General features: G+C 37.2%; 15 protein-coding genes. 8 read left to right on the forward strand and 7 right to left on the reverse strand.

Annotated features, from left to right (window positions below; all coding sequences use genetic code 11):
- Nucleotides 1–59 precede the first annotated feature (59 nt).
- The 4 genes from ACSHWW_RS03745 to polA all read left to right on the forward strand — a co-directional run bounded on the left by ACSHWW_RS03745 (nucleotide 60) and on the right by polA (nucleotide 11,479).
- Entirely contained in the window at nucleotides 60–1,994 is a 1,935-nt protein-coding gene (locus ACSHWW_RS03745) for a tetratricopeptide repeat-containing sensor histidine kinase (protein WP_435681076.1), read from the forward strand.
- Between the two features lie 97 nt (nucleotides 1,995–2,091).
- Nucleotides 2,092–2,775: a LytR/AlgR family response regulator transcription factor gene (locus ACSHWW_RS03750; protein ID WP_435681077.1), complete on the forward strand. Its 684-nt coding sequence runs from the start codon at nucleotides 2,092–2,094 to the stop codon at nucleotides 2,773–2,775.
- Nucleotides 2,776–2,913: 138 nt separating this feature from the next.
- Nucleotides 2,914–8,409: a tail fiber domain-containing protein gene (locus ACSHWW_RS03755; RefSeq protein ID WP_435681078.1), complete on the forward strand. Its 5,496-nt coding sequence runs from the start codon at nucleotides 2,914–2,916 to the stop codon at nucleotides 8,407–8,409.
- Nucleotides 8,410–8,623: 214 nt separating this feature from the next.
- A complete protein-coding gene (polA, locus tag ACSHWW_RS03760) occupies nucleotides 8,624–11,479 on the forward strand; it encodes a DNA polymerase I (protein ID WP_435681079.1) in 2,856 nt (951 codons plus the stop codon).
- A gap of 137 nt (nucleotides 11,480–11,616) precedes the next feature.
- On the opposite strand, the gene ACSHWW_RS03765 is transcribed toward polA, so the two are convergent.
- On the reverse strand, nucleotides 11,617–13,125 hold the full coding sequence (locus ACSHWW_RS03765; protein WP_435681080.1) for a family 16 glycosylhydrolase: 1,509 nt from the start codon (nucleotides 13,123–13,125) through the stop codon (nucleotides 11,617–11,619).
- 166 nt (nucleotides 13,126–13,291) lie between these two features.
- On the reverse strand, nucleotides 13,292–14,365 hold the full coding sequence (locus tag ACSHWW_RS03770) for an aminotransferase class V-fold PLP-dependent enzyme (protein WP_435681081.1): 1,074 nt from the start codon (nucleotides 14,363–14,365) through the stop codon (nucleotides 13,292–13,294).
- Nucleotides 14,366–14,400: 35 nt separating this feature from the next.
- On the opposite strand from ACSHWW_RS03770, the gene ACSHWW_RS03775 reads away from it, so the two are divergent.
- Together ACSHWW_RS03775 and fabD are read left to right on the forward strand one after the other, a co-directional pair.
- Nucleotides 14,401–15,324, forward strand: coding sequence for a dihydrofolate reductase (locus tag ACSHWW_RS03775; protein ID WP_435681082.1), 924 nt, complete (start codon nucleotides 14,401–14,403; stop codon nucleotides 15,322–15,324).
- A 376-nt stretch (nucleotides 15,325–15,700) separates the two neighbouring features.
- On the forward strand, nucleotides 15,701–16,588 hold the full coding sequence (gene fabD, locus ACSHWW_RS03780; protein ID WP_435681083.1) for an ACP S-malonyltransferase: 888 nt from the start codon (nucleotides 15,701–15,703) through the stop codon (nucleotides 16,586–16,588).
- An 80-nt stretch (nucleotides 16,589–16,668) separates the two neighbouring features.
- On the opposite strand, the gene ACSHWW_RS03785 is transcribed toward fabD, so the two are convergent.
- The 3 genes from ACSHWW_RS03785 to ACSHWW_RS03795 form a co-directional block, all read right to left on the reverse strand.
- Nucleotides 16,669–17,652, reverse strand: coding sequence for an SMP-30/gluconolactonase/LRE family protein (locus ACSHWW_RS03785; protein ID WP_435681084.1), 984 nt, complete (start codon nucleotides 17,650–17,652; stop codon nucleotides 16,669–16,671).
- 148 nt (nucleotides 17,653–17,800) lie between these two features.
- A complete protein-coding gene (gene odhB, locus ACSHWW_RS03790) occupies nucleotides 17,801–19,093 on the reverse strand; it encodes a 2-oxoglutarate dehydrogenase complex dihydrolipoyllysine-residue succinyltransferase (RefSeq protein WP_435681085.1) in 1,293 nt (430 codons plus the stop codon).
- Between the two features lie 4 nt (nucleotides 19,094–19,097).
- Entirely contained in the window at nucleotides 19,098–21,845 is a 2,748-nt protein-coding gene (locus tag ACSHWW_RS03795) for a 2-oxoglutarate dehydrogenase E1 component (RefSeq protein WP_435681086.1), read from the reverse strand.
- Nucleotides 21,846–21,958: 113 nt separating this feature from the next.
- Here ACSHWW_RS03795 and ACSHWW_RS03800 point away from each other — a divergent pair, with 113 nt between their 5' ends.
- Together ACSHWW_RS03800 and ACSHWW_RS03805 are read left to right on the forward strand one after the other, a co-directional pair.
- Nucleotides 21,959–22,501: an alpha-ketoglutarate decarboxylase gene (locus tag ACSHWW_RS03800; protein ID WP_435681087.1), complete on the forward strand. Its 543-nt coding sequence runs from the start codon at nucleotides 21,959–21,961 to the stop codon at nucleotides 22,499–22,501.
- Nucleotides 22,502–22,591: 90 nt separating this feature from the next.
- Nucleotides 22,592–23,341, forward strand: coding sequence for a hypothetical protein (locus ACSHWW_RS03805; RefSeq protein WP_435681088.1), 750 nt, complete (start codon nucleotides 22,592–22,594; stop codon nucleotides 23,339–23,341).
- Here the strand turns inward: ACSHWW_RS03805 and ACSHWW_RS03810 are convergent, their stop codons facing one another.
- Nucleotides 23,342–23,647 (reverse strand): hypothetical protein, encoded by a 306-nt coding sequence (locus tag ACSHWW_RS03810; protein WP_105070377.1) that lies wholly within the window; start codon nucleotides 23,645–23,647, stop codon nucleotides 23,342–23,344.
- Between the two features lie 84 nt (nucleotides 23,648–23,731).
- Nucleotides 23,732–24,715, reverse strand: coding sequence for a polyprenyl synthetase family protein (locus tag ACSHWW_RS03815; protein WP_435681089.1), 984 nt, complete (start codon nucleotides 24,713–24,715; stop codon nucleotides 23,732–23,734).
- Nucleotides 24,716–24,828: the final 113 nt, after the last annotated feature.

Raw genomic sequence — 24,828 nt, forward strand, 5'->3', positions numbered from 1 at the left:
ATTCAAGAAAGTAATTGCTTTAAAATTAGTAACTTCGAGAAGCATTAAACCTCATATTCTTGAAAGACTACTACTCTATTATTTTATTTTTAGTTTTTATTTTCAACATATCCTATGGTCAACAGGAAAGTCAAGTTGAAAAAATTATAAGGGATAGTGATACTATTGAACAAACTTATGAAAGAGTAAGATACATCAATGGCATGGCGGGAAGAATGCGCTATGCTACAGAGACGATTGATTTACTGAATCATTCCAAACAAATAGCCGTTAACGATATCAATTCACAAGCAGATACTTACTATAGCTTAGGGAATTATCACTATTTCAATAATGCTATTGATTCTTCCATATTTTACTTAAATAAAACAATTGAACTAGAAGGACTTTTTAAAGATCCCTTTATTAAGGCTAGTGCATTATCAACTAGAGGTGGAGCCTATAATAAATTAGGGAATGTTCCTCTTACCATTTCTAGTTATCTAGAAGCACAGGTATTATTTGATGCTATAGACACTACTCAATTAGAAGGCAGAAATATTATTAGACATAAAGGTAAATTGATGGAACTGCATAATGCCATTGCAAATTTCTATAACAATAATGGAGAGCAAGAAAAGGCCATCACATATTATGAGAAAGCTATTGAAAAAGCACTCGGACTTAAGGCTGGAATAAATGCCGGAATCATCATAGGAAATAAAGGTGATGTGCTTCTTAAATTAGGAAGAAACGAAGAGGCTTTAGATAATTTCCTTAAAGGAATGAGGCTTAAAAAAGAGGGAAATGCGCCCAATCGATTAATTGCAAACTCTCACTTGCATTTAGGAAATGCTTACACAGCATTAGATAAATATGATAAAGCCTTAATTCATTTTAAGGAATCGCTAGAAGTTTTTACTACTAATAAGCTAGACGATAAGACGGCCGAAGCATTATCTGGATTAGGTAAATTACAATTAAATAATAATCTCTTTAAAGATGCCATTGTAAATTGTGAAGAAGCTAAAAGCAAAGCACAAGCGAGTCAATACAAAAAAATGATTGTTCAGTCTTGCGACTGCCTGCACAAGGCTTATAAAGAAACAGGCAAATTTAATCTTGCGCTAGAAAATTTTGAGATCTATCAAGAAACTCAAAACTCCATTTTCAATGAAAATAATGTTAAAAAGCAAACGCAGTTAGAAATGCAATATGAGTTTGATAAGACTCAGGCCATAAAAGATCTTGAGATAGAGTCTAAAGAAAAACAAAGCAAATTGTATTCAATTATTGCGGTTGTTTTAGGACTATTCGCCTTGTTATTAGGATACTTTTTCTACAAGCGCAGCAAGACTAACAAAGTTTTATCGTCTCAAAAAACGTTACTTGAAAAGACCATAGATCAAAAAAATGTACTTCTTAAAGAGACACATCATCGAGTAAAAAATAGTTTCCAGATGGTGAGCAGTCTCCTTTATATTCAAGGTGAAACCACTGAACAAGTTGACGCACAAATAGCAATTAAAGAAGCTCAAAACAGAGTACGCTCCATGGTCCTCACGCATCAAAAATTGTACAATACTGAGGACTTAGTTGGTATAGATACTAAAGAATATATAACTGATCTCACAAAAGATGTGGTAGACAGTTATAATCTTCAAAACAATGTGGATTACAATATTGAAGCAGAAAAACACATACTCAACATAGATACCATAACTCCACTGGGTATTATTCTCAACGAGTTGGTGACTAATTGTTTCAAACATGCCTTTAATGAAACTATAGAACAACCATTAATTTTTGTAGGGTTCAAAAAAGAAGATGAAAACTATATCCTAGAAATCAGTGATAATGGAATTGGAATTTCTAGCGATAGGCGAGATGGAGCACTAGGGCTCGAACTCCTTGATAGCCTTGCGCAAAAATTGAATGGCACTTTTACCATTGCACCGCATGAAAAAGGTGGTACTCATGCAATTATTAAATTTGAATTATACAAACTAGAGTAATTTCATTCACTAAAAAAAACACTTATTGGCTAAAATTATATTTTGAAAACAAAGTAAATCCTTAGCTTTCAATTTTTATCACAGAGCCTAAGTAATTATGTCGCTTAAAATTTATATCGTAGAAGATGAACCATTAATAGTCACCACTATTAAAATAGCGCTTAAAAAAAATAATTTTGAAGTAATAGGTTGTTCAGGTGGTTATGTTAAGGCCATCAAAGAAATTAAAGAATCTCAACCTGATTTAGTACTACTGGACATACAACTTACTGGAATCAAGGATGGAGTTCATGTCGCTCAAGAACTAGACGTACTGAATATAAATTACCTCTTTCTTACTTCTCAGAGTGACCCAAGCACTATTGCTCGTGTAAGTCTTACAAGTCCACTGGGTTATATAGTTAAACCATTTACAGAGGCTGGACTCATTAGTAATATTGAACTTGCAAAAAACAAAATCAATAGCAATCAAAAAGAGTTTATAAAAATCAAGCAGGATGGACGCACTATTGCCATTAATCAAGCACATATTCAATATTTAAAAGCGTTTGATAACTATTGTTATATACATACCGCGACAGAAAAATTCCTAGTCTCACACACTCTCAAACATATTGCAGAACAACTTAACCCATCTCGATTTGTTCAATCCCATCGCTCTTACTGGATAAATATTGATAAATACAGAAGCAGCAGTTTTAAACATATTAATATAGACGGTCATGACATTCCATTAAGCAATACTTATAAAGATATTATTATGTCTATGATTAATGAATAAACTGCACTTGCCGATTATTCTTACCACTTATAATTTTCACTAAAAAAAACAGCGCTTCACTTAAAAATAACTCTATTACCAATTCATAATTAGCAACTTAGTAGTCCACCTAGGATGACTAACCATAAACTTCTAGTTATGAAACTCTCTATTAAAATTACTGTATTAGCACTTTTTTTCACCGCTTTCGCGAAAGCGCAAGTAGGAATAGGCACCCAAGATCCTAAAGCAGCTCTAGATATAAGAGCCACTGCAAATCCACAGGAATCTGGAATCTTGATACCAAAGCTAGCCGCATTTCCAACAGGAGTGACGGCAGATCAAGATGGAATGCTCGTTTACATAGATGGATCTCTAGCTACCAGCAAAGGATTTTACTATTACGAAGAAGTCACAGATACTTGGATACCTATAGCAGGTGCTGCGGCAGCAGACAACCAGCAAATAGATGTGCTCAATCTAAATGGCACTACGCTTGAATTATCCTTACAAGATGACGGACAAGCCACTCAAACTCTGGATTTATCATCACTGCAAGATGGCAATACACAAAACACCTTAGATGGAGCTTATGATGAAGGTGGAGCTGGAACCGGAAGAATCATAACTGCAGACACTGGAGCGGTAGAAATTCAAGGAAATGGCGGACTGTTGGTTGAAGACGACATTACAGCTGGTAATGCCATTTTACATAATGGAGATGCAGATACTTTTCTTCAGTTTACTGATAATGTTATTGATCTAAATGCTGGTGGAAGAAATTACCTCAATATCAATCATGCAAACCAAGAGTTACTGATCAACTCATCTGGTGCTACAACAGATTTTAGGGTGCGAAGCGATAATGAAACAAATATGTTTTTTATAGACGGTAGCGAAGATAAAATTGGGATTGGCACAAACAACCCTTTAAACCCATTTCACATAGGTATTCGGACCACATTTGACACTAATGTTGCTAACTCAGGTCAAGATGGAATATTCATTAGAGGTAGTGGAGCAACTGGAATAAATGAAGTAGGTGGTTCTATCAGTTTTGGAGGAGCACATCCTACTAGAGATAATTCTAGAAGAGCTGCTATAGGGTCAATGCAAACTGGTATAGATGAAGACAATGTAGGATTATCCTTTTTTGTACATCAAGGTCCTATAAACACAGCACCTATGGTCGAAGGAATGCGATTAACACATCAACGATATTTAGGGATAAATAACAACAATCCTTCAGCTACGTTAGATGTAGTAGGCTCTATACAATTTGAAGATGGTAACGAGGCAGCTGGCAAAGTACTCACTAGTGATGCCACAGGAAACGCAACTTGGCAAACACCTCTAACTGCAACTGACACTGATGACCAACAAATAGACGTACTCAATCTCAATGGAACCAATCTAGAAATCTCACTACAAGATGATGGTGTTGCGACACAAACTTTAAATCTCGCGCCTCTACAAGATGGTACTGGAACAGATGATCAAAATCTAACCACTCCTACTCTAGTAGGAACAACTTTAAACCTCAATATTGAGAATGGAACTGGAACTAATATTGACTTAGCGCCGCTTCAAGATGGAACTGGAACTGATGATCAAACTATAGATAATTTCAACTTTAATTCTGGAACAGGAATTCTTACTTTAGAATTAGAAGACGACGGTATCGCGCCACAAACGGTAAATCTATCTTCTCTTGCAGGTTCTGGTGGAACAGATGATCAACAAATTGATGTACTCAGCTTAAATGGAACAAATCTAGAAATCTCCCTAGAAGATGATGGAGTAGCCACACAAACCTTAAATCTCGCTCCTTTACAAGATGGAACAGGAACAGATGATCAAAATCTAACCACTCCTACCCTAGTAGGAACTACTTTAAACCTCAATATTGAGAATGGAACCGGAACTAATATTGACTTAGCGCCGCTACAAGATGGAACTGGAACTGATGATCAAACTATAGATAATTTCTCATTAAGCGGTTCTACGTTGAGACTATCTTTAGAAGATGATGGACAGCCTTTACAAACCGTTAATCTTGCAGGAATTGATACAGATAATCAGCAAATTGATGTACTAAATCTTAATGGAACCAATCTAGAAATCTCACTACAAGATGATGGTGTTGCGACACAAACTTTAAATCTCGCTTCATTACAAGATGGTACTGGAACTGATAATCAAACTATAGATAACTTTTCTCTAAGCGGTTCTACCTTAAGATTATCCCTAGAAGACGATGCACAACCTTTACAAACCGTTGACCTATCATCCTTGACAAACTCAGATAATGATTGGAATATACCTGGAACTACTATGACACCTACCACTATTAATGATGACATTTATACTTTAGGAAAGGTAAACATTGGCTCTAGTACTACACCTACCGCAAGATTAGAAGTTGTAAGTAACTTTAATACAGAGAATGAGACTTTGAAAACCACAAATTCTGGTTATGCTAGTAGTGAAGTTCGTGCTATCAATAATGTGTTTAACAGCACAGCAGGTTCTAGTAGCAATTTAATAGGTCTGCATAATGATTTTAATAGTAGAGGAAATACTCTATTTACCTATGGTATTTACAATGATTTTGATGGTTCAGCAAATTCTACAAACCTTATAGGAGCTCAAACAAAATTTGCAGGAACTCAACCCGGAACAAGTTTCAGAGTCGGATATAATAATCAAGTATTGGGAGGTGATGTTTCAACTACTGGATTTAGAATGACCGTGAATTCTCAATACAGTATAGACAGAACGGTTACAGGAGTTGATATCAGTATGGGCGCATTTGGAACAGGTCGTCGGTTTGGTACTAGAAATCAGATCTCAGGAACAGGTACTGGTGATAAATACGGACTATACAATATAATAGACAGCGCGTCACCAGGAATACATTATGGTGTTTATAGTGAAGCTACAAAAGCTGATGGTTACTCGGGTTACTTTATAGGACGTATGTCATTAGGTACTTCAGATAGCGCCGGTCGCTACTTAATGCCTGCTACAGATGGAACCGCAGGACAAGTAATGACCACAGATGGTGCTGGCAATGTAACTTTTCAGAATGCTAGTGCTAGTGGTGGAACATTAGATCAAGCTTATGATTTTAGTGGTGCAGGTAATGGAAATACCATAAATGCTACTGATGGCGCTGTTTCTATAGCTGGAGAAGATGGCTTTATAGTTACGGGAACATTTGGTACAGGAGATGCTATTACTACAACAGGTGCTGGAACGCGTATGTTTTTTAATCCACGTAAAGCTGCTTTTAGGGCTGGATTTGTAGATGGTGCTCAATGGGATGATCTTAATGTAGGTGTTTATTCTAGTGCCTCGGGACGTAACACAATTGCTACAGGTTATGCCGCTACGGCTTTTGGTAGCGGTAACTCAGCCACTGGGAATGGCTCCTCAATTTTAGGATATAATAACCTGACTTCAGGAATCGGAGCATCGGCCATTGGACAAGGAAATTCTGCTGCAGGAGATTTTGCTGTGGCATTGGGGTCATCAAATAATGTTAATGGAAGAGGTTCGTTTGCTAGTGGAGAAAGTAATAATGCTAGTGCCAGTTATTCTGTAGCAATGGGAAATAATAACGATGCTTCTGGTTTTGGAGCGATGGCGCTTGGAACATATAACACTGCTGCTTCATATTTTGAAACAACTTTAGGTTCATTTACAACAAATTATACACCAGCAAGTACTGTGAGCTATAATTCTAATGATAGGCTTTTGAGTCTAGGTAATGGAATTAGTGAAACTAACAGAAGTAACGCATTAACCATTTACAAAAATGGCCTTATGAATATTAATGATGAGTATAATATGCCACTTACAGACGGCACTTCAGGACAAGTCATGACCACAGATGGTGCTGGCAATGTATCCTTTCAAAATAATATGCAAGAATCAACCACCGCAAATAACGGTCTTACTCTAAACACTGGAACGGTTCAATTAGGTGGAGTACTTACCCAAAACACAGTGATCACTCAAGGGACTAGAAGCCTAGACATCAACCTCAATTCAACAGGAGATTTTGCAATTCAAGATAATGGTAGCGATGTGTTTTTTGTAGAAGATAGTGGTGAAATAGGCATAGGAACTAACGTTCCTGTTTATCCATTGCATATGGTAGAAACTGGACCTTATAATAATGGGTTTTTTATGACTAAAATAGAAACCAGTAGTGCAGAAACCTCCGGTATGAGAATCGAAAAACAAGGATTAGGAACTGGAAGAAGTCACGGTTTATACACCGTTATTTCAGGATCTGGTACTGGACAAAAATATGGAGTATTTAATCGATTAAGTGCTACTTCTAATGGAAATCAATACGGTACACGTAATTATCATTCAGGAGCCACTGCCTCTTCACAATTTGCAACCTTTAATAATCTAGATAATGCCGGGACAGGAAATCGCTATGGAGTTTACAATGGTATGCGTAGCGCAAATGCAGCAAATCTTTATGGTGTGTTTAATGAATTTGAAAGAAATTACTCTACCGCGACCGATATTGTAGGAGTACGCAATAGATTTACGGGTGGTACGCCAGGAGCAGCAGGAATGAACGGTATTTGGACAGATTTTACCTCTAATGCTAATGGTAATTATTATGGAACACGCACAGAATTCTCAGCTGCAGCAACAGGTACAGGAAATAAATACGGAACTTATAATCTAATTAGTACAACAGCTGGTGGCACGCATTATGGAATCTATAATTCCGTAGGTGTAAATGATGGTTGGGCGAGTTATAACCTTGGTAAAAGCTACATTTCTCAACGATTAAGCATAGGTGAGACCGATAATGCGACCGCCAGATTGAGCATTTTAAATAATAGCGGTGGTAGTAATCCAGCGCATATCGAATTAAGAGAAACAGGAGCTAATGATGGTGCTCGTATACGATTCAGCAATAATGTAGAAACCACAAATGAATGGATCCTTTTTGGTCTAGCTGATAATACGACCGCAAATAGCAGATTTAATCTTTTCCACACCTCAACTGGAAATGTTATGGTTGCAACGGGTAATGGTGATGTAGGTTTTAAAGGAACTCCAGACGTAGATCATCACATCTTTCATGGAAATAATGGAAATGCAGACGGTATGAAATTACAAAATAACAGCGATAATAGCTGGTGGCGATTCTACGTTTCTTCAGGATCAGATGATTTGAGATTGTATTCAACCAGTCAGGGAACCACAATTATAGGTGCATTTAATGATATTACAGGTGCTTATACAGCTACTTCAGACCGTAGATTGAAAGAAAATTTTAAAGACCTATACTTTTCTTGGGATCAATTTTTAAAGTTGGCTCCGCTTACTTACGCTTATAAAGCAGATCAAAATAAGACCTCAACTATAGGAATGGTAGCGCAAGATGTAAAACAAATTTATCCAGAATTAGTAACTTACCATGACGATGAAGATATCTACCACATGGACTACTCAGCAACTGGAGTGATAGCTATAAAAGCAGTGCAAGAATTAAAAAAAGAGGTGGATATAATTGCTAAACGCAATACACAACTAATGGAAGAAAATGCTGCTCTAAAAGCAGAAAACAATCGTCTCAAAGAGCTTGAAAAACGCATAGAAGCTCTAGAGCAACGATAGGATTGAAGTAATTACGCTTTCGCGAAAGCGTATTCATAAAGAACCATAATAACCTTTTGAGAGAGTTTACGCATATTATGGTATAACCGCTAGAGGCCTAAGGGGAATCTAGCGGTTTCTTATTTACATCGTGAATAAAAACTGAGTTTTATCTCCAATGAACTCTTATTAAGTCTTCTAAGAATTTTATCTTTAACATCCATAAAATTTAACGATGACTAACGACGGAACGGACGATAAAAGATTATTTCTACTCGATGCTTATGCCTTGATCTTTAGAGGTTATTATGCGTTAATAAAAAACCCTAGAATCAATAGCGCTGGTATGGACACCAGTGCGATTATGGGATTTACAAATTCGCTATTTGACGTGATACGTCGTGAAAAACCTGAATATCTAGCAGTGGCTTTTGATAAAGGTGGAAGTGCAGATCGTGTAGAGATGTACGAAGATTATAAAGCAAATCGTGATGAGACTCCTGAGGCTATAAAAATAGCCGTTCCTTATATTATGCGCATCTTAAAAGCAATGCACATTCCCATAGAAGTTGTAGAAGGAATCGAGGCAGATGACTTGATAGGAACTCTAGCAAAACAAGCCGAAAAAGAAGGTTTTACCACTTACATGGTAACACCAGATAAGGATTATGCGCAACTAGTTTCTGAAAATATTTTCATGTACAAACCTGCCCGTATGGGTAACGGTATTGAAATATGGGGAATTCCTGAGGTTCAAAAAAGATTTGAAGTAGAACGTCCAGAACAAGTGATCGATTACCTAGGAATGATGGGTGATGCTAGTGATAACATTCCTGGATTACCTGGTGTAGGAGATAAAACGGCCAAGAAATTTATAGCCGCTTATGGCTCGATGGAAGGATTATTTGAAAATATCCATAAGCTTAAAGGTAAGATGAAAGAAAAAGTAGAAGCTAATCAAGAGTTAGGATTGCTTTCTAAAAAACTGGCTACCATAAGACTGGATTGCCCAGTGACTTTTCATGCAAAAAACTACCAGTTAGACGATCCAAATGTGGAGGCAGTTCACGAGATTTTTGATGAGCTAGAATTCCGCCGTGCAAAAGAAACACTGGCAAAGATCTTTTCTAAGGATGTCAGTTCGAGCGCAGTCGAGAACGGTTCAAGTTCAAGTTCAAGTTCGAGTTCGAGTTCGAGTTCATCAGCAGGCGCTGGACAATTTTCTCTATTTGATGCTCCAGGATCAGGAACAGCTGCTGAGGCTGTTACAACCGGTCGCCAGACTCTAGCTACTACAGAGCATTTATACCAGCTTGTTCAAGAAGGAATGGGAACCAAGTTATTTCTTCAATCGTTGATGCAACAATCCAGCGTTTGTTTTGATACAGAAACTACAGGATTAGATCCTCTGGCTGCAGAGCTCGTAGGAATTGCATTTTCATGGGAAAAAGGAAAAGGATTCTATCTTCCTATTCCTGAAGATCGCGATGCTGCGCAAGCCGTTGTAGATCAACTCAAACCATTTTTTGAAAGTGAAAGCATTGAAAAAGTAGGACAGAATTTAAAGTACGATATTAAGGTTCTTGACAAATATGGAGTAGATGTAAAAGGACCTATGTTTGATACTATGCTGGCTCATTACCTCATCAATCCTGACATGCGTCATAATATGGATGTGCTAGCAGAAACTTATTTGAACTATACGCCACAATCCATCGTAGAATTGATAGGTAAAAAAGGAAAGAACCAACTTTCTATGCGCGATGTAAATCTTGAAAAACAAAAAGAATATGCTGTTGAAGATGCTGATATTACTTTTCAATTAAAAGAGCATTTTGTTCCAGAACTGGCTAGCGCTGGAACTGATAAATTATTCCACGATATAGAAATGCCTTTGCTGGACGTACTGGCAGCTATGGAAATAGAAGGAATAAATCTAGATGAGGAATTTTTAAGCTCGCTATCCGGCGATTTAGAACGAGATATTGCTCAGCTAGAAAAAGATATTTATGAAGTTGCTGGAGAAGAATTCAATATAGGTTCTCCTAAACAACTGGGAATTATTCTTTTTGAAAAGCTGAAGCTCGTAGACAAACCTAAAAAGACCAAAACCGGACAATATTCCACGGCTGAAGATGTATTAAGTTACCTCGCAAAAGACCACGCCATTATTCAAAACGTGCTCGACTATCGCGGACTCAGTAAATTAAAATCTACCTATGTAGATGCATTACCTCATCAAGTTGATGCAAAAACAGATCGCATTCACACCAACTACATGCAAACGGTTGCTGCAACCGGAAGATTGAGCTCTACAGATCCTAACCTGCAAAACATTCCTATAAGAACAGAACGTGGTCGTCAGGTACGTAAAGCATTTGTACCTCGAGATGAAAACTACACACTCGTCGCTGCCGATTATTCTCAAATAGAATTGAGAATCATCGCAGCATTGAGCGAAGAAGAAAACATGATCGCTGCTTTCCAGAGTGGTGAAGATATTCACGCCTCAACTGCTGCAAAAGTTTTTAACGTCGCACTTGAAGATGTTACTAGAGAACAACGTAGTAATGCCAAAACGGTGAACTTTGGGATTATCTATGGAGTGAGCGCCTTTGGACTAAGTAATCAAACAGATTTGAGTCGTGGAGAAGCAAAAGAGCTTATTGAAACTTATTATGCGACTTATCCTAAACTGCGCAATTATATGTCTGAGCAAGTAGATTTTGCTCGTGAAAATGGTTACGTAGAAACCGTTCTAGGAAGACGCCGTTACTTAAAAGACATCAATAGTTCTAATGCCGTAGTACGCGGTGCCGCAGAACGTAATGCGGTGAACGCGCCTATTCAAGGAAGCGCTGCAGACATTATCAAGATTGCTATGATCAATATTCACAAGAAGTTTGAAGAGATGAAATGCAGGTCTAAAATGTTACTGCAAGTACATGATGAACTTGTCTTCGACATTCATAACGATGAACTAGAAGACATGAAAAAACTCATTCAAGAAGAAATGCAAAATGCTTATAAAATGACGGTTCCACTTGATGTTGAGGTTGGCGTAGGACAGAATTGGTTAGAGGCGCATTAGGCTTTAGGCTTTAGGCTTTAGGCTTTAGGCTTTAGGCTTTAGGCTTTAGGCTTTAGGCAAAATTAAAAATGAGCAAATCAATCAGTTGGTTTGCTCATTTTTATTGATAACATCTGCTATTTAGAACTGTTGAATTCTTAATGCGAGACTACTAATTGCTCCGTTTGCATCTGATTTCCAGAATATATTTTTAATACATACATTCCATTATCATACTTAGAAACGTTCAATGAATTGCAATTCTCTGTTTTTTCAAAAACACGTTGCCCTAGCATAGTGTATAATTCGATTCGATCTATGGTGTCTGTAGAAGAAATGGTGACCACATTACTCGATGGATTAGGATAAACCATAACATCAAAAGAATCAGCATCAACATAACTTAATGTGTTTTGATAAACCCGCACATAGTCTATGACCATACTGCTTTGTATAAAGTTAGGATCAATAACTCCTGCAACTCCACCCATTGCAATATTCAATAACATATATTGATCTTCATAAAACGGATAGGTATTCACGTCTTTTACCGCAGGATTATAGGTGTAAAATGGCACATCATCAATTAAAAACGTGATTTGTTGTGGCGACCAGTTGACAGAATACACATGAAAATTATTTGCGACATCTTGTAAAGTAGTCGATTGGAAATTCATCGTGTTTCCCGAGCAACCATTACAAGCAGTATGTAATGCACTTGAAACATGATTAGTTGCTCCTAATCCATGTTCCATGATATCTATTTCTCCACATAAAGGCCAGTTAGTAGTTCCATAAGTATTATCCCAATAGCCACCATCTTCATTGATGTTTTTACCCAGCATCCATATCGCTGGCCATGTTCCATCACCAAAAGGTAATTTTGCTCTCACATCTACTCTACCGTAGGTAAAGGCAAACTTTGAATTAAGTCTCGCACTCGTGTATTGCTTAGTCTGTCCTTGATCTGTAAAGTTCTCACGCTTTGCAACTATGTTTAGAAACCCATTCTCCACATAAGAATTATCAGTTCGATTCGTGTAATGCTGTTGTTCTCCATTAAACCAATTTCCACCAGCTGGTAATTGTGTTTGATGAAACCATTTTGTAGCGTCAATAGGGTTATTTGTTCCTGACGTATCAAACTCGTCTGACCAAACTAAATCTGTATAAATCACATCAACTGGACTTACTGTGACAGGTGTTGAGCCATCATCTATATCATCCACATAATAAGTTCCAGCGACATTCAATCCTAAATCTACAAAGAGCGTAATTCTATTATAAGTTCCACTCGCGTTAACGGTATTACTAGTTCCTGAAACGGTAGCATTAGAAAAATCAAAAGTTGTAGTAATCCAATTTTGATTTGCGGTAGCGCCTACATTTTGTACTACTTCCACATTACTATTTATCCCATTTTCTAGTTTAATGGCAATGTTATGAGAGACAGCGTCTGTAGCGTAAAATCTTAAGGTTATAGTTTTTTGAAAATCTAGATCTATAGGTCTGTTAAGGTCTAGATACACACCTTGAAAAGGCGCGCTACCATCATTGATAATTTGTCCTACGTCATTTGTAGCACCTGTAGGATCTGTAGTTCTATTAAATGTTGCACCAGAAAACGTTGAGAATGATTCGGCTGCGTCAATAAAGTCCAAAGGCATTTGTTGAGCGCCGACTAATTGTACTCCGATAATAAACAAAATTAGAAAACGTAAAAATGTCATTGCTTTATATTTTACGCTAAACTAAGTTGTAGGATTTTAAAACAACCATAAATGACCTATACATGAACTATACAACACCATAAAATCGCTAAGATTGTATTTCTCACGCATCCAGCGTCTTTAATAGTTGATCTAAATCTTCTTGACTATTAAAATAAGAAAAACTTACTCTTATTCCATCGCCACGCAGTGAGGTGATAATGTGACTCTTATTCAATCTATCATACAGCTCTTGATCACCTTTTATATTAAAAATGGTGGAGTGCTGTTCTCTTTGGACGACATCATTATGAAGTAAATTTCGGTTTTGAAATTCGGTTTTTGCAAGTTGAGACCAGTGATTTAATTCTTTTTGAATGTGATCTAGACCTATTTTCTCAACGGTTTCCATTGTAAATTTCAAACTACCAAAAGCCGTCATATCTTGATGACCAGGTTCAAATCGACCTATAAATTCTGGTACAGCATCCATTACATTGCGAGTACTTCTGTAGCCTATTCTGCTGGGTTTGATGAATTCTTTCACTTGGTCTTTTACGCATATAAACCCATTCCCGTCGCCGGCATTGAGCCACTTGTAACAACTTGCTAGGATGATATCGAGTCCGCTTTCGCGAAAGCGGAATTCCTCACAACCTACGTACTGTGTCAAATCGCCTATGAGAATCATATGGGGAAACTGCTGTTTGAGCTGTTTGATAAACTCCAAATCCATCTTAATTCCAGAGATATATTGCACGACCGAAAAACAGAAAAAATCGGGTTGATGTTGCTCGCATGCCTTGAGAATATTTTCCTCCATATTTTGGTCGATCGCAGCATAAACGCAATCGAATCCACGAGTTTCTACAGGCCAGTTCACAGATGGATAATCACCTTCTAATAAAAGAAACTTAGCTTTTTTATTAATTCCTTCCATGAGAATATTGAATCCTGTAGAGAAATTAGGAATCACAGCGGTATTTTCAAATGGAGCATCCATAAATCTCGCGATAGTGGCTCGTACTTCATCTATAAAAACATTTCGCTTGTTCGTGTACAAACTCGCAGTATCACGCATTTTATTCATTTCATTAATTCGATAATCAATCAAATCTTGCGAAATCAAACCATGATTTGCCGTGTTGAGATAGGTGTAATTTTCAAGAATGGGAAACTGGGAACGTATTTTATGCATTTGTAAAGATTAAATCGCGCGAGAACTGCTTAAATTTGAATATAAAAGTACGTTATATGTTCGGTAAGAAGAAAAAAGAAACGCCTGCAATTGATCCTGTACAAAAGGAGATGATTGAAAACGCTCAACGACGCATTAAAGAAAAACGCGGATTGTTCACACACTTTGTAGTTTTCCTAGTAGGTGCGGTAGGGTTGATTATTATAAGTCAAGTAATGATGCAAGTAGAGCCTATGAAAATCCTCAACATAGAATGGTGGATTTGGGTATTATTTGTATGGTTACTACTTCTTATATATCATGCTTTCAAGGTTTTTATCACTAACAGACTTCTAGGTCCAGGATGGGAAAAGATCCAGTACGATCGTTTAGTGCAAAAACAGAAAGACCGTATTGCACAACTAGAGGAAAAAGTAGCCACTGCACATCCTCTACCCGACACAAAAATTATTACCACATCATCTAGCAAAAAACGCATCATTACTATGATTGCGGCAGCTGGAGCAAATAATGAATTAGGTAAAGATGGCGATTTAGTATGGCATTTACCAGATGACTTCAAACGTTTTAAATCTCTTACAACTGGACATCACATCATCATGGGACGCAAGACTTTTGAGAGTTTCCCTAAACCATTACCTAACCGTACTCATATTATCCTCACGAGAGATAAAAATTATAAAACCGATGTTGGCATAGTAGTACACGATTTATCTACTGCACTAGCAGCAGCGTCTAGCGATGAGGAACCTTTTATCATCGGTGGCGGAGAGATCTATAAATTAGGTCTTGAAGTTGCAGATCGTATTGAGTTAACTCGGGTTCACGGCAGTTTTGATGTTGATACTTATTTTCCAGAGATTAATAAATCAAACTGGAAACTGATACGTACAGAAAATCATCCAGCCGACGAGAAGCATCAATTTGCTTTTGACTTTGAAACTTGGGAACGCATTTAAAGTTTAGTCAACAGTCGCAGTAACAGTTTGCAGTTTTTAGTAGGCAATAGGCAGGTCGCACAATCGCTTCGCTCTTTTAGCGGTAAGTAGGAAGTCGTTAATCTGAATACTTAAGTAAAATCGCACACGATGACTACCTGCTCACATTTTAAGTTGCGTAGCAAACTTAAAATCAACCTGCCTACTGCATACTTTTTTATTTAAATACTATTCTGGTGAACTCCTTATTAAAGCGAAACCTTTCCCTAACCCTAAAGGGTAGGTTTCTATTTCGGTAAATTTTACTAATGTAATTTGTTTCCGCACCCTTTAGGGTTGGAGAACGGAAACTAATCTACAAATCATTAAATTTGCCACACCAATTAACTAATACATTATGAAAGCATACGTTTTTCCAGGTCAAGGAGCTCAATTCACAGGAATGGGTAAAGACTTATATGACAACTTCCCAGAAGCGAAAGAATTATTCCATAAAGCTGACGAGATATTAGGATTTGAAATTTCTAAAATCATGTTTGAAGGAACTCCTGAAGAATTGAAAGAAACTAAAGTAACTCAACCTGCTATCTTTTTACACTCGGTAATTCTAGCAAAAATGATGGGTGATAATTTTAAACCTGAAATGGTTGCTGGTCATTCACTAGGCGAATTAAGTGCGCTTACTGCCGTTGGAACTCTAAGTTTTACTGACGGATTGAAAATAGTTTCAAAACGTGCTCTTGCCATGCAAGCGGCATGTGAACATCAATCCAGTACCATGGCAGCAATCTTAGGATTAGAAGATTCTATTGTTGAAGATGTTTGTAAAACTGTAGATGGTGTTGTCGTAGCAGCAAACTATAATTGCCCAGGACAACTTGTAATATCTGGGGCAACACAAGCGGTAGAAAAAGCTTGCGAAATCTTAAAAGAAAAAGGAGCAAAACGTGCTTTAATGTTACCAGTAGGTGGTGCATTTCATTCTCCGTTAATGGAGCCTGCACGTGAAGAACTTGCCGCTGCTATAGAGGCAACAGAATTTGAAACTCCTTTGTGTCCTATTTATCAAAACGTTACTACCATGGGCACGACTGATGTAGATGACATTAAAACTAATCTTATTTATCAATTAACTGGCCCTGTGAAATGGACACAGTCTGTTCAAAACATGATTAAAGATGGCGCTACCGACTTTATCGAAGTAGGTCCAGGAAGAGCATTACAAGGAATGATTAAGAAAATAGACCGCGAGGCACAGGTTAGTGCTGGTGTGGTTGGTGAGTAAAATATTTAGATGTTAAATCTTAAAAACTTCAATGGAAATTACATTTCTATTGAAGTTTTTTTTATTCCAATACTCTGATTCTATTTCAAAAATAGAGGACTCTCGACACCTTTTACATTTGTTCTTACAGAAAAAACAGACCCAGCCAGCGGATATTCTATTTTCTCCTCTGCAGTCATATCTACAGATGCTGTTGTGATGTAAAGCGTTTTTAAATCTGAACCACCAAAGGCGCACGATGTTACATTATGAGCTGGGACTTCAATTTTAGAGATGAGTTCACCAGTTTTACTATTATAATGAGCGATTCCATTGCCATTCCATAATCCTACCCAAAGATTATCATTATCATCTATTGCCATTCCATCTGGAAAACCTAATGATTCTGGAATGGTAACAATTACTCGTTCGTTTGATATTTCGCTCGTTGTTTTATCATAGTCATAAGCTCTTATGTTGCCCTTTTTAGTGTCTATATAGAACATCGTTTGAGCATCTTTACTCCATACGATTCCGTTTGAAATGCGCACGTCCTTAAGCATTACTTTTACTTCTCCTTGAGAATCTACTCTATATAATTGAGCCGTTGGGTTTTCTCCACCTTTAGACATCGAACCTACCCATAAATTACCATTAGGATCAACCTTTCCATCGTTCAATCTACTGCCCTTTTCTTCTCTTGGAATAGCTGCGATATCTGTCAAGGTATGATTGTTTAAATTTAAATAACTGACTCTATCCTCGAGTGCTACTACTACCTGATTTTCATCATAAGAAACAACTGTTCCTACTTGAGAAGGTAATTCATAAGATTTATTTATTCTGGTTTTGGGATTATATCTATGAAAGTTCTGCCCTATAATATCAACCCAATACAATTCTTGAGTTGCCACGTTCCATAAGGCTCCTTCTCCTAATTGAGCTGCAAATTTATATTCTAATTTCACTTCATCAGTAGTTATTTCATTTTCGTTCTTTTCCACTTTTTTCAACATTTGACAACCCGTCAAGCTTACTAAAAATGCTAAAATGACTGACTTGATAATAAACGATTTTGATTTCATATACTTCAAATATAATTTTAAAATAGTAGTGCTCAACTAAAAACCGCCCATAGAAAACACAAGTTTTCTATGGGTGGTTTTACTTTCAACAAAAAACCCCAAAGATTTTGAAATCTTTAGGGTTTTTTAATATTTAAAATGTGTTAGCCTATAATTCTAGTGCTTTCTTCACATCATTATCCATCAAGATTTCGATAGGATTTTCTAGAGCTTCTTTAATAGCCACTAAGAAACCTACAGACTCTTTACCATCAATGATACGGTGGTCATAAGAAACGGCAAGATACATCATAGGTCTTGCAACGATTTCTCCATCTACTACTACTGGACGTTCAATGATGTTATGCATTCCTAGAATCGCACTCTGTGGTGGATTAATAATAGGTGTACTCATCATACTACCGAAGACTCCACCGTTTGTAATCGTGAAAGTTCCTCCAGTCATTTCATCAACTGTAATATCTCCATCTCTTGCACGTAATGCTAATCTCTTCACCTCAGATTCTACACCTCTAAAGGAAAGGTTCTCTGCGTTTCTAATTACTGGCACCATTAATCCTTTAGGACCTGATACTGCAATAGAAATATCTGCAAAATCATAAGAAATCATTTCCTTACCATCAATCATAGAGTTAACCGCTGGATACATTTCCAGTGCTCTAGTCACAGCCTTAGTAAAGAATGACATAAATCCTAAACCTACTCCATGCTTTGCTTTAAAAGCATCTTTATATTCTGTACGTAAAGCAAAAATCGCATGCATGTCAGCCTCATTAAATGTGGTTAACATTGCTGTGTCATTTTTTACACTTACTAGACGTTCTGCGACTTTTCTACGTAACATAGAAAGTTTAGAACGCGACTCACCGCGAGATCCTCCAGTCGTAGGAGTTCCCATCGATGGTTTTGCTTGTACAGCATCTTCTTTAGTAATGCGACCATCACGACCAGTTCCAGACACAGACTTAGAGTCCACACCTTTTTCATCGAGAATCTTTTTTGCAGCAGGACTTGCGACACCGCTTGCATAAGTTTCTTTTGCTTGAGCAGGTTGTGGAGCTTTATTAGAATCTGCAGATTTTTTCTTGTCTGCATTTTCATTTTTCATCTCTTTGGCTACATCACCATTGTTTCCTCCTTCATCGCCACCACCCATAGTTGATGGAGCGTTATCTACATCTTGAGATCCACCATTAGGATTAGTTGCTTCGGTATCAATTAAGCAAACTACAGCGCCTACGGCAACTGCATCACCTTCTTCAGCTTTTAGGGTAATGATACCACTAGCTTCTGCAGGTAATTCAAGTGTTGCTTTATCGCTATCAACCTCTGCAATTGCTTGGTCTTTTTCAACCCAATCGCCGTCAGCTACTAGCCATTCTGCTATTTCTACTTCTGTAATCGACTCGCCTGGTGAAGGCACTTTCATTTCTAGAGCCATAATTTTATTTGTTGGTATTAAATACGTCTTCTATTATTCTTGCTTGTCTTGCCTTAGATCGCGTTGAGCTACCTGAGGCTGGTGCTGCATACATATTACGTGAACACACGCGCCAGTTTCTAGTCTCTGGCATGTGTAACATTAAATGTGCATAAGCGCCCATATTTCTAGGTTCTTCTTGTGCCCATACGACATCTTTGGAACCATATTTTTTCATCACTTCCTGGATTTGCTCGATAGGTAATGGGAACAATTGTTCTAGTCTTACCAGTGCAACATCAGTGCGATTATTTTCTTCTCTATATTCTAGTAAATCGTAATAGAATTTTCCACTTGTAAATACTAGTGTACTCGCTTTCGCGAAAGCGTCTCCATCAACATCTATCACCTCTTGAAAGTGACCATTTACTAACTCATCCACACTGCTCACCGCTCGTGGTGAACGCAACAAAGATTTAGGAGTGAAAACCACTAATGGCTTGCGGTAATTTACTAACATCTGACGGCGTAGCAAGTGAAACATATTTGCTGGCGTGGTACAGTTTGCCATAAACATATTATCCTTTGCACATAGTTGTAAATAACGTTCTATACGCGCACTCGAGTGCTCTGCTCCTTGACCTTCATAACCGTGCGGTAATAATTTTACCAGACCGTTTTGATTCTTCCACTTATCTTCTCCAGCACTTATGTACTGGTCCATCATAATCTGTGCACCGTTTGAGAAATCACCAAACTGTGCTTCCCAAATCGTCAAGGTGTTAGGTTGTGCCAGTGCATAACCATATTCAAATCCTACTACTCCATATTCAGATAAGTGCGAGTTGTAAATCTCTAATTTACCTTTTGCTCCTTCTATAGCATTATGTAAAATAAATTCATTCTCATGATTTTCAGACTTCACTACAGCGTGACGGTGCGAGAACGTTCCACGCTCTACATCCTGTCCACTCATGCGCACGTTATATCCTTCCATCATTAAACTACCATAGGCAAGGTGTTCTCCCATTGCCCAGTCCAGTTTATCCTCATCAAACATAGTCTGACGTACCTCGATGATTTTCTTAATTTTTCTTATGAAATTCTCACCTTCAGGTAATTGAGAAATAGACTTAGTGATCTTTTCTAGAACCTTACGATCTACTCCACTATCGACCTTTTCCATCATCTCAACCTCAGTAGCTTGTTCAAAGCCTTTCCACTCATCTTGCATGAATGGTGTGATGATAGTGTTTTCTTTTTCGCGAGAAGTTTCTAGTTGTTTCTCTAATTTACTTTTATATGCTTTTTCAAATTTCTTTACCGTAGTATTATCAATAACACCTTGGGAAAGAAGTTTCTCTGCATAAATATCACGCGGATTCTTATGCTTACTGATTGCTTTATATAATTGTGGTTGAGTAAAACGAGGTTCATCACCTTCATTATGCCCATATTTTCTATAGCCTAATAAATCGATAAATACATCACGACCAAATTCCATGCGGTAATCCAGCGCAAAGTTCATAGCATGAACGACAGCTTCAGGATCGTCTGCATTTACGTGAAGTACTGGAGACAAAGTCACTTTGGCGATGTCTGTACAATAGGTTGAAGATCGTGCGTCAAGATAATTAGTTGTAAAACCTACTTGATTATTCACTACCATGTGGATAGTACCAGCCGTTTTATATGCATCGAGTTGTGCCATTTGCACTACTTCATAAACGATTCCCTGACCAGCGATTGCTGCATCACCATGTATCACTATAGGTAATACTTTTGAAAAATCATCTGGTGTGTGCATGTCTTGTTTTGCACGCGCAATTCCTTCTACGACAGCTCCTACAGTTTCTAGGTGTGATGGATTAGGAACAATATTTATATTAATATCCTTACCAGAATCTGTTTTACGTTTACTGGTGTATCCTAAGTGATATTTTACGTCTCCATCAAAAATATCTTCTTCATAATCTTTCCCATCAAATTCAGAAAAGATGTCCTTTACTGGTTTTCCAAATATATTAGTAAGCACATTTAATCTACCACGGTGCGCCATTCCCAGCACAAAGTGATTCACTCCTTTATTTGCTGCACTTTCTACAAGTGCATCAAGTGCCGGAATTAAAGATTCATTTCCTTCTAGAGAGAAACGCTTTTGACCTACGTACTTTGTATGTAAAAAAGATTCAAAAGAAACAGCTTCATTAAGTTTCTTAAGAATTTGAAGTTTATCATCCTTGTCAAACGTAGGATGATTATCATTTTTATGTAACCAGTTTTGAATCCATTTCACCTCAGCAGGTTTGCGTATATACATGTATTCTACACCTATACTTTCACAATAAACTTTCTTGAGATGTGCAATAATATTTTTAAGACTTGTTTTACCTAGTCCTATGATATCTCCACTGTTGAAATCTGTATTTAAATCTGCATCTGTAAGTCCAAAGTTTACTAAGTCGAGTGTAGGCTCATAAGTACGGCGTTCTCTTACCGGATTAGTCTTAGTAAATAAATGTCCTCGTGTGCGGTATGCGTCTATTAATTTTACAACTTGAAATTCTTTTTGAACATGCTCAGGAATGGCAACTGGCGCTGCCGCCTGATTCATCTCAAAATCATCTTCATGAGCGGTTTCCATTCCAAAGTCAAATCCCTGAAAGAAAGCTCTCCATGATGGTTCTACCCTATCCGGATTAATTAAATATTCATCGTAAAGTTGTGCGAAGTGTGCTGTATGTGCAGCATTAAGAAATGAAAACTTATCCATATATCTAAGGAATTCTCCTTTTTATCAAATATTGAAGCAAAAATAAAGAAAACCACTCGGTTGGCATCAACTTTTGTATTTTTATAACTAATTAAATATTAAAAAATAGCATTATGAAAAATGGCTCACCGTTAAGCATTGCGATATTCACAATAATCAGTCTCTTTTTTTATCAATCCCATGGTCAACAAGACAAGCAGAAGTCTGATTTTTGGCAAAACGTAAGGTTTGGAGGAAATGTAGGAGCTAATTTTGGAAATGATTATTCCTCGGTTTTAATTGCACCGCAAGCTATTTATCAAGTCAATGATTTCGTAGGGTTAGGTGCTGGATTAAACTATAGCTATACAGAATTTAATCCTCGAAGAGGTTCTAATTTATTAGGTTCAAAATCAACCATCGCTGGTGGAAGTTTAATTGCTATGGCTTCTCCTATCGACTATCTTCAGGTAAGTGCAGACTTTGAATACCTTAACGTGAATAGGAATTTTGAAGATTCCAGTTTTGATGATAACTACTGGGTTCCAGCGTTATTTCTAGGAGCTGGTTATAGACAAGGTAACTTTGTCATAGGTGCACGATATGATGTGCTTTTTAACGACAATCGTAGTGTTTATCAAAACGGACTCCAGCCGTTTGTGCGCGTTCTTTTCTAGAAAAACAATATTTGTAGATACATTTTAGTTTGCTTTTAACTATTTAAAGTAAGTAAATACTGTAATTTGCAGTGTAAACGGGCTATCACAATGAAAAATTTATTTTTAACACTCTTCTTAAGTGCTGCTTTTTTAAGCCACGCTCAAGTAGGAATCAATACAGACTCACCAGATCCTAGCGCTATTCTAGATATAGATTCCACCACACTAGGTGTAAAACTACCTCATGTTTCTATTACTGGTTTTGAAGATGTCACCACGATCCCTTCTCCAGCTGAAGGTTTAGTTATTTATAGTCCAGTATCCAACACTGCAGTTCCAAATGGAATTTATTTTTTCAATGGAACTAAATGGAATCTTATGGGTTCCAAAGAAGGTTTTGATCGGATTATAAGAGATGAAATCACATTGGCAAATGCTACTTACACAGAATATAATGGAAACGATAATGGATATGGTGATTACACAACACTATTTAACGGTGTAGATGAAACCGGAGCAGCAACATTTCACTTTAATATGAATGGTGGCAACACAGCAGATTGGGGTTTTGGCTTTAACTGGACTGATAATTATAATATTACTAGCGTTACGTTAGACGGACGAAATGGTTGCTGTACAAATCGTATTGATAACGTCTATGTAGAAATTTTCAACGGTGGAACACTAGCATATACATCGTCAATCGTAGGTACTGCGGTAACAGGAGACAATGTAATTGCTATTCCAAATATAGAAGGAAATGAAGTGCGACTCACTGTAGCCAATGGAGGCAATTCTAGCGCTACACAAGCTGTAATGAATTTTACAGAGCTCAAAATTGCGGGAACTCGTATCTAATCACTGCCTTAATCTAAACTGAATCTTAATCCATTCTCGATTGATAAAACCTAGGATGATGCCGTGTTGCAAGTGTCGTTCTTGCACATCGGCCAGATAGTAGAGTTGTTGTAGTTTAGGATTTGAATCTTCTATAGCTTCATTGAGTAATGATGCGAGCTCCATTAAAAACTCTTTAGGATTGTTTTCCTCTATAGCCTCAAATCCTGAGCGTTCCAGATCTTTATTCACTTGATTTTTATAAATCGTGAACACATGGTGTCTGGATTCTAGTTTTTCTTGTATTTGGGGTAATAAATCGCTCATGATGGGAAAAGTAGATAACTATTAAATTATGGTTTAATGAAACATTAATAACCTCTCGACTCCGCTCGAGGAGACATAAAATCATTAACTAATACGGCTCATTAAATCTAGAGAAAAGTCAGTCAACTGCTTTTTAGAATCATCACTTATGGATAATTGTTTAATGATGCGCAGCGCTTTATCTGTATAAGACTTTATAGCCTCTAGTGTTGCTGCAGCTCCACCACTTTCTTCAAAAAATACTTTTACGGTTTCTTTCTTCATCTCGATTTGCTCTTCATTCATTTCTTTATAATCCATGGCAAACCATTCTTTGAGCTCTGTAGCACAACCTTCATCTTCTATACTTTTAAGATATAAATAGGTCTTTTTATTTTCTCTTATATCGCCACCTACTTCTTTACCGAAGGTTTCTGGATCACCAAAAGCGTCCAGATAATCATCCATTAACTGGAATGCAAGTCCTAGTAACACTCCATAATCATAAATTAATTGTTGTTCTTTTTCATCTACACCTGCAATTATAGCACCCATTTTCAACGCACAACCTACTAGAACAGAGGTTTTCAACTTAATCATATGGAGATATTCTGGAATCGTAACATCATCACGAGTTTCAAAATCTACATCATACTGTTGACCTTCACATACTTCAAGCGCTGTTTTAGAAAACACCTGATTCAACTCATAAAAAGTTTGAGCGTCATAAGAATTGAATAATTGATAAGCTATAATAAGCATGGCATCACCAGACAGAATCCCAGTATTTACATCCCATTTCACATGAACCGTTTCTTCTCCACGGCGCAAGTCTGCATCATCCATTATGTCGTCATGCAACAAAGTGAAGTTATGAAAAACCTCAACTGCAATTGCAGCATCCATAGCCTTATCAAACGTGGAGCCATACATTTGAGCACTCATAAGTGTAAGTAATGGACGCAAACGCTTCCCACCTAAATCAAGAATGTAATGTACTGGATCGTAAAGTGATGTAGGTTCGCTTTGCGTTATTCTAGACTTTAACGCAGCTAGAAAGACTATTTTAAGTTGGCTCATATTATTCATATGGTAAAAGTAACACCATATCTCGACTCTCGCTCGATATTGTATTTGGTTTTCATAAAAATTAACCATTTGAGGTAAAAAGGAAATTAATATGTTAAAGAATTACAAAACTT

Source organism: Nonlabens sp. (assembly GCF_051251825.1).
GTDB lineage: Bacteria > Bacteroidota > Bacteroidia > Flavobacteriales > Flavobacteriaceae > Nonlabens.

Coding starts and splice junctions, on each gene's coding strand:
- ACSHWW_RS03765 (WP_435681080.1), bottom strand. CDS start 13,125: ATGCCTTTGGACTTTATTGACGCAGCCGAATCATTCTCAACGTTTTCT.
- ACSHWW_RS03785 (WP_435681084.1), bottom strand. CDS start 17,652: ATGAAATCAAAATCGTTTATTATCAAGTCAGTCATTTTAGCATTTTTA.
- ACSHWW_RS03750 (WP_435681077.1), top strand. CDS start 2,092: ATGTCGCTTAAAATTTATATCGTAGAAGATGAACCATTAATAGTCACC.
- ACSHWW_RS03755 (WP_435681078.1), top strand. CDS start 2,914: ATGAAACTCTCTATTAAAATTACTGTATTAGCACTTTTTTTCACCGCT.
- fabD (WP_435681083.1), top strand. CDS start 15,701: ATGAAAGCATACGTTTTTCCAGGTCAAGGAGCTCAATTCACAGGAATG.
- odhB (WP_435681085.1), bottom strand. CDS start 19,093: ATGGCTCTAGAAATGAAAGTGCCTTCACCAGGCGAGTCGATTACAGAA.
- polA (WP_435681079.1), top strand. CDS start 8,624: ATGACTAACGACGGAACGGACGATAAAAGATTATTTCTACTCGATGCT.
- ACSHWW_RS03805 (WP_435681088.1), top strand. CDS start 22,592: ATGAAAAATTTATTTTTAACACTCTTCTTAAGTGCTGCTTTTTTAAGC.
- ACSHWW_RS03810 (WP_105070377.1), bottom strand. CDS start 23,647: ATGAGCGATTTATTACCCCAAATACAAGAAAAACTAGAATCCAGACAC.
- ACSHWW_RS03770 (WP_435681081.1), bottom strand. CDS start 14,365: ATGCATAAAATACGTTCCCAGTTTCCCATTCTTGAAAATTACACCTAT.
- ACSHWW_RS03815 (WP_435681089.1), bottom strand. CDS start 24,715: ATGAATAATATGAGCCAACTTAAAATAGTCTTTCTAGCTGCGTTAAAG.
- ACSHWW_RS03795 (WP_435681086.1), bottom strand. CDS start 21,845: ATGGATAAGTTTTCATTTCTTAATGCTGCACATACAGCACACTTCGCA.
- ACSHWW_RS03800 (WP_435681087.1), top strand. CDS start 21,959: ATGAAAAATGGCTCACCGTTAAGCATTGCGATATTCACAATAATCAGT.